The organism is Pseudomonas bananamidigenes (genome assembly GCF_001679645.1).
Classification (GTDB): Bacteria; Pseudomonadota; Gammaproteobacteria; order Pseudomonadales; family Pseudomonadaceae; genus Aquipseudomonas; species Aquipseudomonas bananamidigenes.
Map to the genome: position 1 here is coordinate 103,594 of NZ_LRUN01000022.1, position 16,821 is coordinate 120,414.

Annotated in this window: 11 protein-coding genes; 5 read left to right on the plus strand and 6 right to left on the minus strand. The window is 60.6% G+C overall.

What is annotated here, in order from left to right; translation table 11 throughout:
* Positions 1–18: 18 nt before the first annotated feature.
* Positions 19–966, minus strand: coding sequence for a hypothetical protein (locus tag BBF94_RS27530; protein ID WP_141676563.1), 948 nt, complete (start codon positions 964–966; stop codon positions 19–21).
* Positions 967–1,432: 466 nt separating this feature from the next.
* On the opposite strand from BBF94_RS27530, the gene BBF94_RS08335 reads away from it, so the two are divergent.
* Positions 1,433–1,834, plus strand: a complete 402-nt coding sequence (locus BBF94_RS08335; RefSeq protein ID WP_082302379.1) for a DUF6124 family protein — start codon at positions 1,433–1,435, stop codon at positions 1,832–1,834.
* Positions 1,835–1,973: 139 nt separating this feature from the next.
* Here the strand turns inward: BBF94_RS08335 and BBF94_RS08340 are convergent, their stop codons facing one another.
* Together BBF94_RS08340 and BBF94_RS08345 are read right to left on the minus strand one after the other, a co-directional pair.
* The gene (locus BBF94_RS08340) at positions 1,974–2,333 is read right to left on the minus strand and encodes a PilZ domain-containing protein (RefSeq protein WP_065258563.1); all 360 of its coding nucleotides are present in this window, start codon (positions 2,331–2,333) and stop codon (positions 1,974–1,976) included.
* Positions 2,334–2,549: 216 nt separating this feature from the next.
* Positions 2,550–2,933, minus strand: coding sequence for a tetratricopeptide repeat protein (locus BBF94_RS08345; protein WP_065258564.1), 384 nt, complete (start codon positions 2,931–2,933; stop codon positions 2,550–2,552).
* 171 nt (positions 2,934–3,104) lie between these two features.
* On the opposite strand from BBF94_RS08345, the gene pyk reads away from it, so the two are divergent.
* The gene (pyk, locus tag BBF94_RS08350) at positions 3,105–4,556 is read left to right on the plus strand and encodes a pyruvate kinase (RefSeq protein WP_065258565.1); all 1,452 of its coding nucleotides are present in this window, start codon (positions 3,105–3,107) and stop codon (positions 4,554–4,556) included.
* Between the two features lie 152 nt (positions 4,557–4,708).
* Here pyk and BBF94_RS08355 read toward each other — a convergent pair whose 3' ends face one another.
* The 3 genes from BBF94_RS08355 to BBF94_RS08365 form a co-directional block, all read right to left on the minus strand.
* Complete coding sequence (locus BBF94_RS08355) at positions 4,709–5,458, minus strand: enoyl-CoA hydratase-related protein (RefSeq protein ID WP_065258566.1); 750 nt, start codon at positions 5,456–5,458, stop codon at positions 4,709–4,711.
* A 79-nt stretch (positions 5,459–5,537) separates the two neighbouring features.
* Positions 5,538–6,473: an iron-sulfur-binding ferredoxin reductase gene (locus BBF94_RS08360; protein ID WP_065258567.1), complete on the minus strand. Its 936-nt coding sequence runs from the start codon at positions 6,471–6,473 to the stop codon at positions 5,538–5,540.
* Complete coding sequence (locus BBF94_RS08365) at positions 6,466–7,572, minus strand: GGDEF domain-containing protein (RefSeq protein ID WP_065258568.1); 1,107 nt, start codon at positions 7,570–7,572, stop codon at positions 6,466–6,468. Before BBF94_RS08365 ends, BBF94_RS08360 begins: the two co-directional genes overlap by 8 nt.
* A gap of 368 nt (positions 7,573–7,940) precedes the next feature.
* Here BBF94_RS08365 and BBF94_RS08370 point away from each other — a divergent pair, with 368 nt between their 5' ends.
* The 3 genes from BBF94_RS08370 (at position 7,941) to BBF94_RS08380 (ending at position 16,791) form a co-directional block, all read left to right on the plus strand.
* Positions 7,941–9,464, plus strand: a complete 1,524-nt coding sequence (locus tag BBF94_RS08370) for a fumarate hydratase (protein ID WP_065258569.1) — start codon at positions 7,941–7,943, stop codon at positions 9,462–9,464.
* A 152-nt stretch (positions 9,465–9,616) separates the two neighbouring features.
* A complete protein-coding gene (locus BBF94_RS08375; protein ID WP_065258570.1) occupies positions 9,617–14,080 on the plus strand; it encodes a SpvB/TcaC N-terminal domain-containing protein in 4,464 nt (1,487 codons plus the stop codon).
* The gene (locus BBF94_RS08380; RefSeq protein ID WP_065258571.1) at positions 14,077–16,791 is read left to right on the plus strand and encodes an RHS repeat domain-containing protein; all 2,715 of its coding nucleotides are present in this window, start codon (positions 14,077–14,079) and stop codon (positions 16,789–16,791) included. Before BBF94_RS08375 ends, BBF94_RS08380 begins: the two co-directional genes overlap by 4 nt.
* The last annotated feature ends 30 nt before the right edge of the window (positions 16,792–16,821 follow it).

Below are 16,821 nucleotides of genomic sequence, written 5' to 3' on the forward strand. Positions count from 1 at the left end.
GACAGGCACTTCATTGGATCACGTTTCGACCCCATTGAACGTTTGCCCGGCTACGAGGGTGATTCGACGGCTCGGCAAAGATTCCGTCAGAGGGATGCTCCAACTGCCGTTACTGACGCTGCCCGAACCATAGAGAATTGCACCGCTGCCAGCTTCGTAAATGCGGATAATCGCACCGGAATGGCCCTTTCCAGAGACGGTGGGTTTGGGAACGGTGATGATTTGATTCGGTTTTGGATCATCGATGAAAGGATCCGCGACCGGCAACTTGATCTCGAAGGAAACAGCCACCGAATCAATGTGTCCGTTCCAGCCGCTGAATTCCTCTCGAACCGAGACTGTAAGACTCCCCTCGGAAGAAATGTAAGTTGTCAATGACCAGGTTCCCACACCACTTGTGCCAGATACATAACCCACACTGCTATGAGGCATACCATTGCGCCACAACTGGACCTTTGCACCGGCCTGTCCGGTCCCCGTTATCGTGGGTGTGGTGGTAGGGAAAACAGTGCCAGGAGCTGTGGAGATCGTCGGTGGATTTACAGCCAGAAATTTTCCAGTGGAAAACCATTCCGACCAGTAGTTAGCAAAAACTGTTCTGAAGCTAATACTGTTTTGTCCCTCCTGCATTTCAAAATCAGTTGTATAGACAATTCCGCCATCCGTAGTCGCTATCGACCTTTGCTGGTACGAGGAACCAGTACTGTTGAGAAAACGAAGCTCAGCTCGGCTTGCAGGCCTGCCAAGATACCCGCTTCTGATCTGAAATCCGGCCCTTCGAAGAATAACGCTATTGTCTGCAGGAGACTCGAAAGCGACGAGAGCTGCAATCGGCTCGGGTGTCTCAGAATCGTCGGTCGTTTCCTCGACAGGCTGGTTAACGGCTACTGGCATATCACCAATGGATTGAGGTTCGTCTGGTGAGATACCGTGAAGCTCTTTGTCATCATTGCTTGTGTCCATCATTCACCCCACGATCTTTCAAGTGCCCAACAACCGATTTTCAAGGCATTGAAAACCAACACCATTGGCCACCACACCTGACAGTTCTGACAGTCCCGATAGACGGTAACTCTTCCCACAACCCCGCCCGGCAGCGTCCTGCAAGTCGTAACAGCGGGCTACGACGCCTTGTGCCATTGCCTACAAATCCCTCAGAATCCGCCGGCTTGTGCGCCCTGGCGTTGCCCCGTAACTTGATCCGTGTCGCTGCCAATCAGCGATCGGGTTTAGTCGCCCGGCTTCAGTACGTTGCGCATAAGCGTCATCCAGTCGGGTAGTCCCTATCCCCGCACTCGATGGTGGCTGTTCGCAGGGCGCTCTCGGGCGCGCCGGTTCACGTACTCGCCGGTCGACTAACCTGCTGACAGCCGCCACCCTTATCTCGTTTAGTCGCGAGCCAAAGGTGGCCCTAACGACGAGTACGAAATACATGAAAAAACCAGTTCCAAATCCCCCTGCAGACACCGATCCAAAGGAGCCGACCGATCACGCCGACCCGGTCTCCCCCTACGCTTCAATCGATTCGAAAAAACTCCACGACGCGGCCCATCGGGCCCTCGACTTCTACCTCAATCCCAAGGCCGAAAAACCGCGCAACTCCGTGGATCGCGGCATGCAGATGTTCAAGGTCGATCCCGAGATCAACCCCGAGGCGATCGCCATTCAGACCTACGAAACCTTTTCATCGGTGAGCATTCTGCTGCTGGATCTGGCCGACAGCCTGGACGACAAGCCACGACACCTGGCGATGGCGATCTACCAGTTGAGCGAGATGGGGTTGTTGCTGGCGGAAAAGACACTGGATAACGAGCGGGCGATTGCTATTGCCTGACCTTTGGTTATGGGCTGTCTGAAATGACGCCATCGCTGGCAAGCCCGCTCCCACAGGGAGTACCGGTGCTCACAGTATCTGTGTTCACCACTTGGCCCTGTGGGAGCTGGCTTGCCAGCAATGCTTTTGAGATTTCGAATCAGGCCGAAGCCGGCAAAGGCTGAAAGCTGAAGTACTGCTTCAACGCCTCGACCAGTTGCCCGTATTCCGGGGGCGTGCGAAACAGGCTGAAGCCGGCGTCGTAATGTTGCGGGGTCGCATCTTCATGGCACCACAGGCAGCACGCGGTCAGGTCGATCACCTGCTGGCAGCCGTCGCCCACGGGAATCTTCAGACGCAGTTTGAACTCGGCGCCGATCATCATCGGCAACTGGCTGATGAGCATCAACCCGTCTTCGGAGACGTTGCCGATAAAGCCGATGGGTTTGTCGGTGACGCTGTTGAACACTCGCAGAAAATACGGCAACTGATGCCGCTCGATTCGACGGTCGGTAAACATGAGCGTATCGCCATGCAGGGCCCTGTAAACGGGCCGCACTGTGCTTCGGAACGAACCTGCCCGTCAGGTCCGCTCTCCCCGCTTCCGGTGTGGTGCTCGCCACGTACTGCTCATGCCGGTCGCAGGTGTTGCGCCGGTACAGAACGCATCTGCACCGGTGTCTCTGGACTATAGCTCACCCTATACAAGCAGCCAGCTTTTGTATGACAACCGCCATCAGAAACGGGCGGGTGGCACCACGGCGGCACTGCGGGTCGGGTAGTGGCCCAGGCTCTGCAGGGTTTCCAGACGCGCCCGGGCGCGGTAGGCGTATTCGCTGTTGGGATACGAGGCGATGATGAACTGATAGGTCTGCGCCGCATCGATGAACATTTTTTGCCGTTCCAGGCATTGACCGCGCATCATCGACACTTCCGGCCACACGTATGGACGGGCGCGGCTGGCGCGTTCGACCTTGGACAGTTCGAGCATCACCTGCTCGCAGTTGCCCCGGTCATAGGCGCTGTAGGCGTTGTTCAGATGATGGTTCATCGACCAACGGGTGCAGCCCGAAACGGCGAGGACGCTGAGGGCAAGGGCGGCAATGGGCAACAATCGCATGGGGGTTCTCCTGTCTTGTGCTCTGTATCGACCCCTTGTGAGAAATCTTCAGAGCCGTTTGCGCCGATTGTCGCGTTCAAAAAAGAAAATCGTAAGTAGTGCAAACGAACAATGACTACACCCTTCGAGCATAGTAGCCTTCGCTGGCGCTTGAACCTGAGGAGTCTTTGCATGTCCGTCCGTCGTACCAAAATCGTCGCTACCCTTGGCCCGGCCAGTCACTCGCCGGAAGTTCTCGAACAGCTGATTCTGGCTGGCCTGGACGTCGCCCGTCTGAACTTCTCCCACGGCACCCCCGACGAGCACAAGGCTCGCGCGAAGCTGGTGCGTGATCTTGCCGCCAAGCACGGCCGCTTCGTCGCCCTGCTGGGTGACCTGCAAGGCCCGAAAATCCGTATCGCCAAATTCGCCAACAAGCGCATCGAGCTGAAGATCGGTGACAAGTTCACCTTCTCCACCAGCCATCCGCTGACCGAAGGCAACCAGCAGGTGGTCGGCATCGACTACCCGGACCTGGTCAAGGACTGCGGCGTGGGCGACGAGCTGCTGCTCGACGACGGCCGCGTGGTGATGCGCGTTGAAACCGCCACCGCCACCGAACTGAACTGCGTGGTGACCATCGGCGGCCCGCTGTCCGACCACAAAGGCATCAACCGTCGCGGTGGCGGTCTGACCGCGCCGGCCCTGACCGACAAGGACAAGGCCGACATCAAGCTCGCCGCGGAAATGGAAGTCGACTACCTCGCCGTGTCCTTCCCCCGTGACGCCGCCGACATGAACTACGCCCGTCAACTGCGCGACGAAGCCGGCGGCACTGCCTGGCTGGTGGCGAAGATCGAACGCGCCGAAGCCGTGGCCGACGACGAAACCCTCGACGGTCTGATCAAGGCCTCCGACGCGGTGATGGTTGCCCGTGGCGACCTGGGCGTGGAAATCGGCGACGCCGAGCTGGTGGGCATCCAGAAGAAAATCATTCTGCACGCACGCCGCCACAACAAGGCCGTGATCGTGGCGACTCAGATGATGGAGTCGATGATCCAGAACCCGATGCCGACCCGCGCCGAAGTGTCCGACGTGGCCAACGCCGTGCTCGACTACACCGACGCCGTGATGCTGTCCGCCGAATCCGCTGCCGGCCAGTATCCGCTGGAAGCCGTGCAGGCGATGGCGCGCATCTGCGTCGGCGCTGAAAAGCACCCGACCAGCAAGACTTCCAGCCACCGCATCGGCAAGGAATTCGAGCGCTGCGACGAAAGCATCGCGCTGGCGACCATGTACACCGCCAACCACTTCCCGGGCGTGAAAGCGATCATCGCGCTGACCGAAAGCAGCTACACCCCGCTGATCATGTCGCGTATCCGCTCGTCGGTGCCGATCTACTGCTTCACTCCGCATCGTGAAGCCCAGGCCCGCGCGGCGCTGTTCCGTGGCGTGTACACCGTGCCGTTCGACCCGGCATCCCTGCCGCCGAGCGAAGTCAGCCAGAAAGCCATCGACGAGCTGACCAAACGCGGCGTGGTGGAAAAAGGCGACTGGGTGATCCTGACCAAGGGCGACAGCTACCACACCACCGGCGGCACCAACGGCATGAAGATCCTGCACGTGGGCGATCCCCAGGTCTGAGTGACAGTTTTCTGAGTTGATCGTGAGTTGATCGTTCCCACGCTCTGCGTGGGAATGCAGCCGGGACGCTCCGCGTCCCATGCCGAAGCGGACGCAGAGCGTCCATTGAGGCATTCCCACTCAGAGCGTGGGAACGATCGGTTGGTCGACGGTCAGTGGCGTTTGATGAACCCGGTCAACGCCGCCAACGCCTCCGGCGACCTCAGCCGCTGGGTGAACAGCGCGCCCTCCTCCTCGATCACCTTGCGGATCAAGTCGCGATCCGGCGCCCGCATCAATTGCTTGCTGATGCGCACCGCCTCGGCCGGCAACTCGTCAAACCGCAGCGCCATCTCCCGCGCCTTGGCCAGTGCCGCTTCGCCACTGCCCAGCGCCTCGGTGGCAATGCCCCATTGCGCCGCCTGCTCACCGGTAAAACCTTCGCCGAGCAGCAACAGTTCCGACGCTTTGGCCTGCCCGAGCAAACGCGGCAGGATCAGGCTGGAACCGAATTCCGGGCACAACCCGAGATTGACGAACGGCATGCGCAGCCGCGCATCCCGGGCCACGTAGACCAGATCGCAATGCAGCAACAGCGTCGTGCCAATCCCCACCGCCGCTCCGGCCACGGCGGCGATCACCGGTTTGCGGCATTCGAGGAGTTCGAGCATGAAATGAAACACCGGGCTGTCGAGGTCGCTCGGCGGTTGCTGGATGAAGTCGGCGATGTCGTTGCCGGCGGTGAAGCACTCGGCGCTGCCGGTGATCAGCACGGCGTTGATTTCCGGATCGCGATCAGCCTGCTTCAGTGCCTCGGCCAATCGGCTGTACATGGCGCGGGTCAGGGCGTTTTTCTTGTCCGGGCGGTTGAGGCGCAGGGTCAGCAAACCGCGTTCGCGTTGCAGCAGAATGGCTTCGGGCATGGTGTGTCCTGGTTGGCAGCGTTCCTTGTGGCAAGCTCCCTCACCACAGAGGATCTTCAATCTCAATTAAGATCAGCGCTCAACCACGGCTCAGGAAGACATCGGCCAGCAGTTGATTGCGCGGCAGTCCGGCCAGGAACAGACGCTTGGCAAACGCGTCGACGCTGGCGGTCGAGCCGCAGACTAAGGCCAGGGTTTGTCGGGAAACAAGGCGCAGTTGTGCCAAAGCGCCCGGCAACTCTGCCGCTGTCCACAGTTCGACGCTGAGGTTTTCCCGCTGCGCGGCCAGTGCGGCAAGCGGTTTGGCCAGGTAATGCCCGTGGGTGTCATGGGCCAGGTGAATGACGCGAATGGCGCCCCGGTGATCCTGTCGCAAGGCTTCACGCAGCACGCCGAACAACGGGCCGAGCCCGGTGCCGGCGGCAAGCAGCCACAGCGGTCGGTCGTGCCAGTCCGGGTCGTAATGCAACGCGCCGCCGCGCAACTCGCCGAGGCGGATCGGGTCGCCGATCTGCAAACGCCGGGCGGCGTCGCTGAATTCGCCGGGCTGACGGCAATCGAGGTGGAACTCAAGAAAGCGGTCTTCTTCGGGAAGACTGGCCAGCGAATACGGCCGCGCAATGTGCCCGGCCCAGAGCACCAGATGCTGGCCGGCGCTGTAGCGTAACGGTCGCTGCGGCGTCAGGCGCAAACGCAGCACGCTGTCGCCGAGCCAGTCCAGCGCTTCGACCGTCGCCGGGCGACCGTCAGTGAGCGGGTCGAAGGTGTGTACCTGCAAGTCTTCCACCACCTGACACTGACAGGCCAGCCGCCAGCCCTGATCACGCTGTTCGGCACTCAAGGCATCGGGGCGGCTGTCGGCGGGCAAGCCCTGCACGCATTGCACCAGACACGCATGGCAACTGCCGGCGCGGCAGCTGTAAGGCACCGCCACGCCATTCTTATTTAGGGCGTCGAGCAGATTGCTGCCCGCCGCCACCGACCACTGATTCTCACCGACTCGCAATTCAGGCATCGACGTTCTCCCACGCCGCCGCGCAGCGATTGCGCCCGTCGCGCTTGGCCCGGTACAGCGCCTGATCGGCTCGCTGCAAGGCATCGTCCAGATCATCGCCCAGTTCCAGCAGGGTCATGCCGGCGGAAAGGCTCAGGTTTTTCACGTTCAGGCCCACCAGTTCGACGTCGGTGAAAGCAATGCGCAACCGTTCGCAGCAAGCGGTCAGGCGCTCGGCGTTGCAATCGGGCAGCAGCACCACGAATTCCTCACCACCATAACGCGCCAGCACGTCGCCGTCGCGCAGACAGGCACCGGCCACGCCGGCAAATGCCTGCAGCACCTGATCGCCGGCGGCATGGCCGTGCAGGTCGTTGATGCGTTTGAAATGGTCGAGGTCGATCAGCGCCAGACCATGCACCACATCGGCCTCCATCGCATTCAGCTCGCGGGTGGCCAGACGCAGAAAGTGCCGGCGGTTGAACAGCCCGGTCAGCTCGTCAGTGGCCACCAGATCCTCGAGCTGACGCATCATCCCGCGCAAGGTGTCCTGATGCGCCTGCAAGGCAAAGCGGCGCTGGCGCATGCGTTGCCGTGAGGTCTGGACGAAGCGTGCATAGATCACCAGCCAGGCCAGCACGATCAGCAGGATGCAGGCCTGCAACGCGGACAGCGCCGGGTCGTGCAGCCGCAAGTGGTAACCGTCCCACAGCGTGATCGCGCAGAAACTGAAGAACACCAGCATCGCGCAGCGCACGAAGGCCCGCCGTGACAGATGAAACAGGCCGAACAGCAGGATCAGCACATAGAAGACCAGGAACTCGCCCCGGGCTTCCTCCAGATGGGCGATCAACCACGTCTGCCAGCCAAGGCCGAGCAGCACTTGCGCCTCGGTCAGGCTGGGGTCGGGGAACCGCAGGTTGCGCCCGGAAAGGAAGATGGCGAACAGCACCGCCTGGCTGATCACCACCAGCGCGCTGCCGACGGCGACGCCGGCCAGCGAATCTTCATAGTGACCGGTGAAATACGCCAGCCACAGCAGCAGCAAGGCCAATCCATAGGTGGCTGCAGCGAGGGCGAAGCGTTTGAGCAAAAGACGTTGAATGGCGTTATGGGTCAATCGTTGACTCACCGTGCGATAAAAGGCTGACCGAGTGTCCTACTCTACAGACCGGCTGCCACTTTAGAGGGCCAGTCGATAAATGACCATTGATTTTCGGGCCGGGTATTTGGCGTCAAAAACCTGCAGCCATGCGACCAACGAATGACTCCCGGCAGATGTGCCCGCCACCGAGGCGCGGTATACTGCCGCGCCTTTTTAGCGTCGCGCCAGCAGCCAGGCGTGCCCGGCCCAAAGGGCCAGCTTCAAGCCGCCAGCATCAAGCCTCAAGTTCAGGCAGTCCGCGTACTGTCCTTGTCTTGCCGCTCGAAGCCCGGAACTCGAAGCTGCCCTATTAAATGTTCCCGTCTTTTAGAGGAGCGCGACTCATGACCGTGATCAAGCAAGACGACCTGATTCAGAGCGTTGCCGACGCCCTGCAGTTCATTTCCTACTATCACCCCGTGGACTTCATCCAGGCGATGCACGAAGCCTACCTGCGCGAAGAATCGCCAGCGGCCCGTGACTCGATGGCGCAGATCCTGATCAACTCGCGCATGTGCGCCACCGGCCATCGGCCGATCTGCCAGGACACCGGCATCGTGACCGTGTTCGTGCGTGTGGGCATGGACGTGCGTTGGGATGGCGCGACCATGAGCCTGGACGACATGATCAACGAAGGCGTGCGCCGCGCCTACAACCTGCCGGAAAACGTCCTGCGCGCCTCCATCCTGGCCGACCCGGCCGGTGCGCGTAAGAACACCAAGGACAACACCCCGGCGGTCATCCACTACTCCATCGTCCCGGGGAACACCGTGGAAGTGGACGTGGCGGCCAAGGGCGGCGGCTCCGAGAACAAGTCGAAAATGGCCATGCTCAACCCGTCCGACTCGATCGTCGACTGGGTCCTGAAGACCGTGCCGACCATGGGCGCCGGCTGGTGCCCGCCGGGCATGCTGGGTATCGGCATCGGCGGCACCGCCGAGAAAGCCGCGGTGATGGCCAAGGAAGTGTTGATGGAATCCATCGACATTCACGAGCTGAAAGCCCGTGGCCCGCAGAACCGCATCGAAGAAATGCGTCTGGAGCTGTTCGAGAAGGTCAACCAGTTGGGCATCGGCGCCCAGGGCCTCGGTGGCCTGACCACCGTGCTCGACGTGAAGATCATGGATTACCCGACCCACGCCGCCTCCCTGCCGGTGTGCATGATCCCGAACTGCGCCGCTACCCGTCACGCCCACTTCGTGCTCGACGGTTCCGGCCCGGCCTCGCTGGAAGCGCCGCCGCTGGACGCCTACCCGGAAATCGTCTGGGAAGCCGGCCCGTCGGCCCGTCGCGTCAACCTCGACACCCTGACCCCGGAAGACGTGCAGAGCTGGAAGCCGGGCGAAACCGTGCTGCTCAACGGCAAGATGCTCACCGGTCGCGACGCCGCGCACAAGCGCATGGTCGAGATGCTGAACAAGGGCGAGACCCTGCCGGTGGACCTGAAAGGTCGCTTCATCTACTACGTCGGCCCGGTCGATCCGGTCGGCGACGAAGTGGTTGGCCCGGCTGGCCCGACCACTGCCACGCGGATGGACAAGTTCACCCGTCAGATCCTCGAGCAGACCGGCCTTTTGGGCATGATCGGCAAGTCCGAGCGCGGCCCGGCCGCCATCGACGCGATCAAGGACAGCAAGGCCGTGTACCTGATGGCCGTCGGCGGTGCCGCTTATCTGGTGGCGCAGGCGATCAAGAAGTCCAAGGTGCTGGCGTTCGCCGAGTTGGGCATGGAAGCGATCTACGAGTTCGAGGTCAAGGACATGCCGGTCACCGTCGCGGTGGACAGCAAAGGTGAATCGGTGCACATCACCGGCCCTGCGATCTGGCAACAGAAGATCAGCGAAAGCCTGGCGGTGGAAGTGCAGTAAGCGCTTCAGCGGTCTGTAGAAAACCGGGCGGTCAGCGATGACCGCCCGTTTTTTTTCGCCTGCCGTCAGTCGGCACCTGTCAGATCTGACAGGTGCCTGCCCCACCACCGCTCTGCTAGCGTGACGACTCGACATCTTCAGGTTGAGTTGCCATGGCCCTTGATGCAGATGCGCTCGTCACGCCTCCCTCGATTGCAAAGACAGCGTCCATTGCAACGAATGGGCGCAGTTGGGGTGAGATCGGTGCGACCGGGCAGCGCTCTTACGCCTTGTCGCTGCCAACACTGACCGCCTCCGGCCGGACGCTGGTTCCCGAGCTGCAACTGGTTTATGACGGCAACGGGGGCAACGGCAAGTGCGGCCTCGGCTGGGATCTGCCGACCTCTGCCATCTCGCGCAAGACCAGCAAAGGCGTGCCGCACAACCTGCCAACGGACGCCATGCTGGCTGACGGCGTCGAACTGCGGCCCGAACTGACGACGCGCGGCATGATCAAGACCGCGACGCGTACGCACAGTAAAGGCGAGAGCGCCAAAACCTATTCCGTGGTGCGCTACATTCCGCGCCTGGAAACGACTTTCACCCGTTACGAGCTCTGGACCCCCACCGGTGGCGGTCACCCGTTCTGGATGGTGTCTGGAGCAGACGGCACTCTGTATTGCTATGGCTACACCCTGGATGCCTGCATCCATGATCCGGCGGACCCGACCCTTGTCGCAGTGTGGTTGCTGGTGGAAGTCAGGAACCCTGTGGGCGAAAACATCTTTTATCAGTACAAGGCGGACGACAAAGTCACTGACGCCCGTTTTGACTACAGTGCCCAGCGCTACCTGCGGCAGGTCTGTTATTGCAACAAGACCGCCAGCGCTGATCTGTGTTGCCTTGATATCGCGCAACCTGAATTACTCGACTGGCTGTTCCGACTGATCGTTGACTACGGCGAACGCGTCGCCGGATATGACGATGTTCCACCGTATGCCGCCAATGAGGATGACTGGACGGTGCGTTCCGACCCGTTTCGCAATCATCGTTACGGCTTTGAAGTCGGCACCCGGCGCCTGTGCCGACAATTCCTGCTGTTCAATGCCATCAGCTCTGCTCCGGTGCTGGTCAATCGCCTGTTGCTGGAGCACGAACCCACAGCGCACCGGTACAACCACCTGAAAGCCGCGCATTACATGAGTTATGACGCTACAGGTCGCGTCAAACACCTGCCGCCGCTGGAATATTTTTATGAAGCGCTGACACTCGATACCCTCCCCAAACCCTTCCTGCAACTCGACCACATGCCCGGCCTCAACGACGGCCAGCCCTACCATTGCGTCGATCTTTACGGCGAAGGCGTGCCGGGATTTCTCTGCCAGTACGACGGCGCCTGGTACTATCGCGAACCCTTGCGCGGCGAGCCCGGCACGGACGAAATCGTTTACGGGCCCTGGACACTGCTGCCGCTGATTCCGAACGCCGACAGCAACAAAGCGGTGGTGCAGATCCTCGCCGACCTCACGGGTGACGGCCGCCTCGACTGGGTCGTCGCCCGGCCCGGCGGCAGCGGTTATTACACGCTCGATCCGGACGGCACCTGGTCGTTGTTCAAACCGTTCAGCCAGTTCCCTGTGGAGTTTTTCCATCAACTGGCGCAACTGGGCGATCTGAGCGGCGACGGTCTGGACTCCATGGCCCTGATCGGCCCGAACAGCGTCCGGGTGTACGCCAATGTGCGGGAAAAAGGCTTCGCGCCCGGCAAGGATGTACCGCACACTCCGGACCGACTGCCGCTGTTCAGCGACGCCCGCACCGAACTGGTGATGTTCGGCAACCTGCACGCCAGTGACCTCCCGGGTCTGTGCCGGGTTCGTCACGACCGGATCGAAACCTGGGCCAATCTGGGCCATGGCAGATTCGGCAAGGCGGTTGCAATCAGCGACTTTCCCTTCGAATACCCGGGCTTCGATGCCGACCGGATTCGCTTTGCCGATCTCGACGGTTCCGGTGCACCGGCGTTGATCCGTCTGTGTTCCGATCACTTCGAGATCTACTGGAATCACGGGGGCAATACTTTTGAGCAAGACCCGCTCATCGTTGCCTGGCCTGACGGTATTCACTACGACAACCTCTGTCAGGTGACCTTTGCCGACCTGCAGGGTATTGGCTGCGCCAGCCTGCTGTTCATCAGACCCCACATGACGCCGCAGCATTGGGTGTATCACTTCGTCAGTGAACGGCCCTACCTGCTCACCGGCTGCAACAACAACATGGGCTACGGCGCCACGCTGAAACATCGCAGCAGTGCGCAGTTCTGGCTGGACGAGAAACGTCTTGAACTGATGGCACGCCGGCGTCCGGTCTGCCTTCTGCCCTTTCCTCAGATGGTGCTTCACGGGTTGCGTCAGGACGATGAAATCACCGGCAACTGCCTGATGCAGTTCCACGAATATTTCGGGGGTTACTACGACCGTTTCGAACGTGAGTTTCGCGGTTTCGGCAAGATTTGCCAGACCGACAGTGAACTGGAACCGGGCCAGGCGGAAAGCGGCCATACGGCGCCGATGCGCACGACGCACTGGTTTCACACCGGCACTCGCATCGATCCGGACTTGAAAGACATCTGCGAACTCGACGATGAAGTCGCGCCACTGGGGCCTACCGTCATTTCAACGTTTGACGCCAGGCACCGCAAGGACCGCATAAACAGACGCCGCGACACCGATGACGATCGTGAAATGGCTTATGCCCTGGCCGGTCGCCTGCTGCGCACCGAGGTCTGTCAGGCGGATGATCCCGCCCCGGCACGCCTGTTTTCCCTGAGCGAATTTCGCTATCGGGTGCGCGTGGTGAACGACAGTCCGTCCAGTCTGCTGGTGCTCGAACAGGAAAAGCGCAGCCATCAATACGAACGCTTCATGGACGACCCGAACTGTCAGCACAGCGTCAATCTGGCGTGGGACGCGTACGGTCATTTGTCTCATGGTTTCACGGTCTACTGTGCTCGTCGCCGCACCGAAACGGACAAATCGCCCTTTGATCGAGAGGATCAACGGCGAGCCTGGGAGGACAGCCACGATGAGCAGCAGCAGTCCTTTTATCTGACCGAAACCCTTGCCGCTTTCACTCACCTGACCACTGACGGCCACTGGCTGCTCGGCCTGCCCTGGCGTCAGCGCGGCAACGCGCTGATATTGCCCAAGGGGGCATTGCCGGGCGGGCTGCAAGTAAAAGACATCAGTTTCGAAAACTTCGACCGGTACAAGGACAGCGCCGAGTGGACAGCCGCCCGGGAACTGACCTCGCTCACGCAGCACACGTATCTGGAGGACGACGGCCATATCCTCTATCCGCCACGACAAGGGCCGACCGAGCAGGCCGTGTTCGACAGGAAAGCCCTGGCGGCGTACGACGATGTGCCGATCGTCATCCGGGACGAGCTGACAAAAATCGGTTACGAACCCATGAACCTGTTTTTTCCGCCGGACACGGATGAAGATCAGCGGAAAAACCTGTGGTCGGCAAAAAGCGGCTTTTTCACCTATGCCGATGCCAGCGGTTTTTACCATGTCACCGACGTGCAGCAGACCGCCAGCCATGGCGTGACACACATCACCTGGGACGCAGACCATCTGCTGAGCATTGCCATCACCCTGCCGGACGGCTGCGTGACGTCCGTGAACCACGACACGCACACCCTGCTGCCGCAAAGCATCACGGACCCCAACGAGAACATTCAGGAAGTGTTGTACGAACCGGGCGGCCAGCCGATTGCCCACAGTTTTCATGGCACCGAAGAGGGACTGCCAGCCGGTTTCGAACCCTTGTCCGCTTACCCGCCGCAGCCTGACCTGAGCGTCGAATACGCCCTGGCCCATCCGAAAACCGTACTGGCATCCGCTGCCAGCGCGGTGCGCACCGAGCTGTTCAGCTGGATGCCGTTACTCCCGCGCAACGCGGTGCTGCGCGAAAGAAAGCAATGGATCGCCGATGGCCTGATCCTGCCCGACGGCCACATCCGCGCCTGCGCGCTGCGCTGGCTGAACCGGAAAAAAACCACGGCCAGTGAACAGAAACTGCTCGATCTCATCCATTCAGCCCTCAGGCAACCGGTACACAGTCTCAACCTGGTCGCCGACCGCTACCACACCGATCCGCTGCAACAGATTCAGATGACCATCCGCTACGTGGACGGCTTTGGTCGCGAGTTGCAAAGCAAACAACTCGTCCCGCCGGGCGATGCCTTTGTCGCCACGCCCGAGGACGGCCTCGCGACCGGCGCCGATGGCAGGCCGATTGAACTGCCAGCCCTTCAGCGCTGGCGGGTGCAGAGTCGTGTTGAATACAACCACAAGGGCGAAACCATCCGGGTTTACCGGCCCTATTTCCTCAACACTCCTCGCTGCATCAATGACAGCACGATGCGCGAGCACGGCTATCACGACCGGATGTTCTACGACGCCCCGGGTCGGCAGATCCGGACGATCAATGCCCTCGGCCATCTGGCGTTCGACATTCTGCATCCATGGTTCAAGCTCAGTTATGACTACAACGACACGGAAGAACCGCCACTGGCCAGGCCTGCGAAAAGACCGGCGCCTGCAAAACCCGCAAAACGAACCAAATCATGAGCGCCAGTGTGCACCCCCTCACACCGATAATGTCGGTAATCGGCCCCCGCGGCGAAACCGTCAGGCAAGTCGAATACCTGCGCACGGTGGCCGGGGAAGCCGTGCGAGCGCTCATCAGTCGACTGCACTATGACGCAGCCGGTCATCGGGTTGCACAGCGGGACCCGCGTCTGCCCACGCCCAATACAACAACGGTATTCAGGCTGGACGGCATGGCGGTCAAGGCCCGCAACGTCGACGGTGGCGAAAACACGGTCCTGCCAGCACTCGACAGCGAGCCTTTGCAGAATTGGGACGCGAACGGAAACCACCGGCAGATGAGCTACGACCCGCAACGGCGTCTGCGCAGCGTCACGGAAAACGGGGTAACCGGCTTCGAAAGCTTCAGCTACGACAATGCCTCGGCCGACCCGACGCACAACCGGCGCGGGCAAATGACGGCGCTGAGCGATCCGTCCGGCGCGGTGCAATTCAACAGCTTCGCCATGAGCGGCCAGGTGCTGGAAGAAACCCGCACCTTCAAGAACGGCAAGGCCTGCACCAGTCGTCAGCGCTTCAGCGCAATGGGTGCGCTGTTGCAAACCACCGACGCCGGCGGCCATGTACAACAATCGTCCTACGACATCGCCGGACAGCTTGTCCGGGCGCGACTACAGCTCAGCGGTCAAAACTTTCTGGGCATTTTGAACGGCGCGGATTACAACGCCGCGGGCCAGATCACCGAACAGCGACTCGGCAACGGCGTGACCAGCCACTGGCATTACCGCGAGACCGACGGACGTCTGCTTCGACAATATGCGCAAAAGGCTTCGGAACCGGCGATTCAGGATTTCCAGTATGAATACGACCGGGTGGGCAACCCCGTCCGCATTGTCGACCACACCCGCACAGCGACGTTTTTCCACAACCAGCGGGTCGACGGTGAACGCACATTTGGCTATGACTCGATGTACCGCCTGGTCCGCGCCACCGGTTATAGCGACGCCCCGCCTGCAGATAACCCCGGGCGGCCGCAACCCACCGATCCCGATGACCGACGCAACTATGTCGAGTCTTTCGAATACGACGACGGCAACAACCTGAAAAAACTGACCCACGTACGCGACGGCAACACCTACACCCGCGAGATGTTCATCGACCCTGCCAGCAATCGCGGCGTGCGCTGGAAACCGGGGGACCCGGCGCCTGACTTCAGCACCCTTTTCGACCGCGCCGGTAATCTGCTGGCCTTGCAACCCGGTCAACCGCTGCACTGGAACAGCCGCCATCAGCTGGAGTCGCTGATCCTCGTGGATCACGTCGGCGGTCCGCCCGACCAGGAGCTGTATCACTACAGTCAGGGCAAAAGGGTATACAAACGCCATGAAACCCATACCAGCACAGTCAGCCATGTGACTGAAGTGCATTACGCGAGAAGTCTGGAAATCCGCACCAAAAGCAACGGTGAAGAACTGCACCGGATCACTGTCGCCACCGGCGTCGGCGAGGTGACGTGTCTGCACTGGGTCGCCGGCAAGCCGCCCGGCATCGATGCTGATCGGGTGTGTTATTCCCATTCCGACCACTTGGGATCGAGCGTCACGCAGCTCGATCAACGGGCGCAGGTGATCAGCCGCGAAAGCTATTACCCTTTCGGCAATACCGCGTCGCTGGCTGCCCGCTCGCAGATCGAAGCGGACTACAAGTTCACCCGCTATTGCGGCAAGGAAATGGATGTCACCGGGCTTTATTACTACGGGGCGCGGTATTACGCGCCGTGGTTTTGTCGCTGGGTGAGCGCCGACCCGGCGAGAGAGGTTGACGGTCTGAACCTGTATGGATTTGTCGGAAATAATCCGCTCAGGTATGTGGATCAAGCAGGCAAACAGAAGGAAGAGCGCGCCATTCTCGATTACTCGGCGTTCATTACCGGACTCGGCAACTATGCCTCCAACACGATGGATCTCATGGATGCCATTGCTCACCAGAAAAACATCGGCCGCTCGCTGCTGAAGAATCTGATTGGCGAATCCATCAATGCGGCTGTTGCCTTTGTCGGTGGCTATTTGGGTAGCCAGAACTTCGACTTTCTCCTGCCGGACGATCCACATGTGGCCAACTTCACGTCTCAAACCAGGCCCCCGTTTTCGCAAGGCCTGGTGGGAGGAAACATCGGCGCCGAAATTGCGGGCGGGCTTTTCAGTCAATTTGTTCCGAGCGCACACCTGATCAGACCCTTGATTCCGCAAACGTCGAAAATGACTGTGCAAACCATTGATCGCGAAGTCGGTATCGACCCATCAATTGAAGAAACGGACTGGCTGCAGACGTTCATCGGCATATTTCTGAACAATGTCGTCGGATCAACCGTTCCAGGCGTCAACGTGGCGCTGGGCATGGGTTCGCGGGTACAGGAGGCCGAGGACATCAAGTCCGGACTGGATCCGGTCAAACTGCTGAAGATCGAAAAAATGCTGGACAGCTGGGAATCGGCGGTCAGAAAACGCTCGGCAGATGCTGAAAAGGCGTTCGCCGAATTGAATCTGCAGATTGTAACTTCTGGCTCGCAACGAATCGTGCGCCGAGACCTGCAAGAACAGACCAGCGCTGTACTCGGCATGATTGAAAGCACACGGACAACTGTGTTCTGGATGAGGCAGGACGCAACCTCTGATGGCCGCTACCTGATGAAGCAGGCACGCGATCGCAAACGCGCATACGATCGTCATTGAGTCCAGGATCGCATTCCATGACAAACGGTT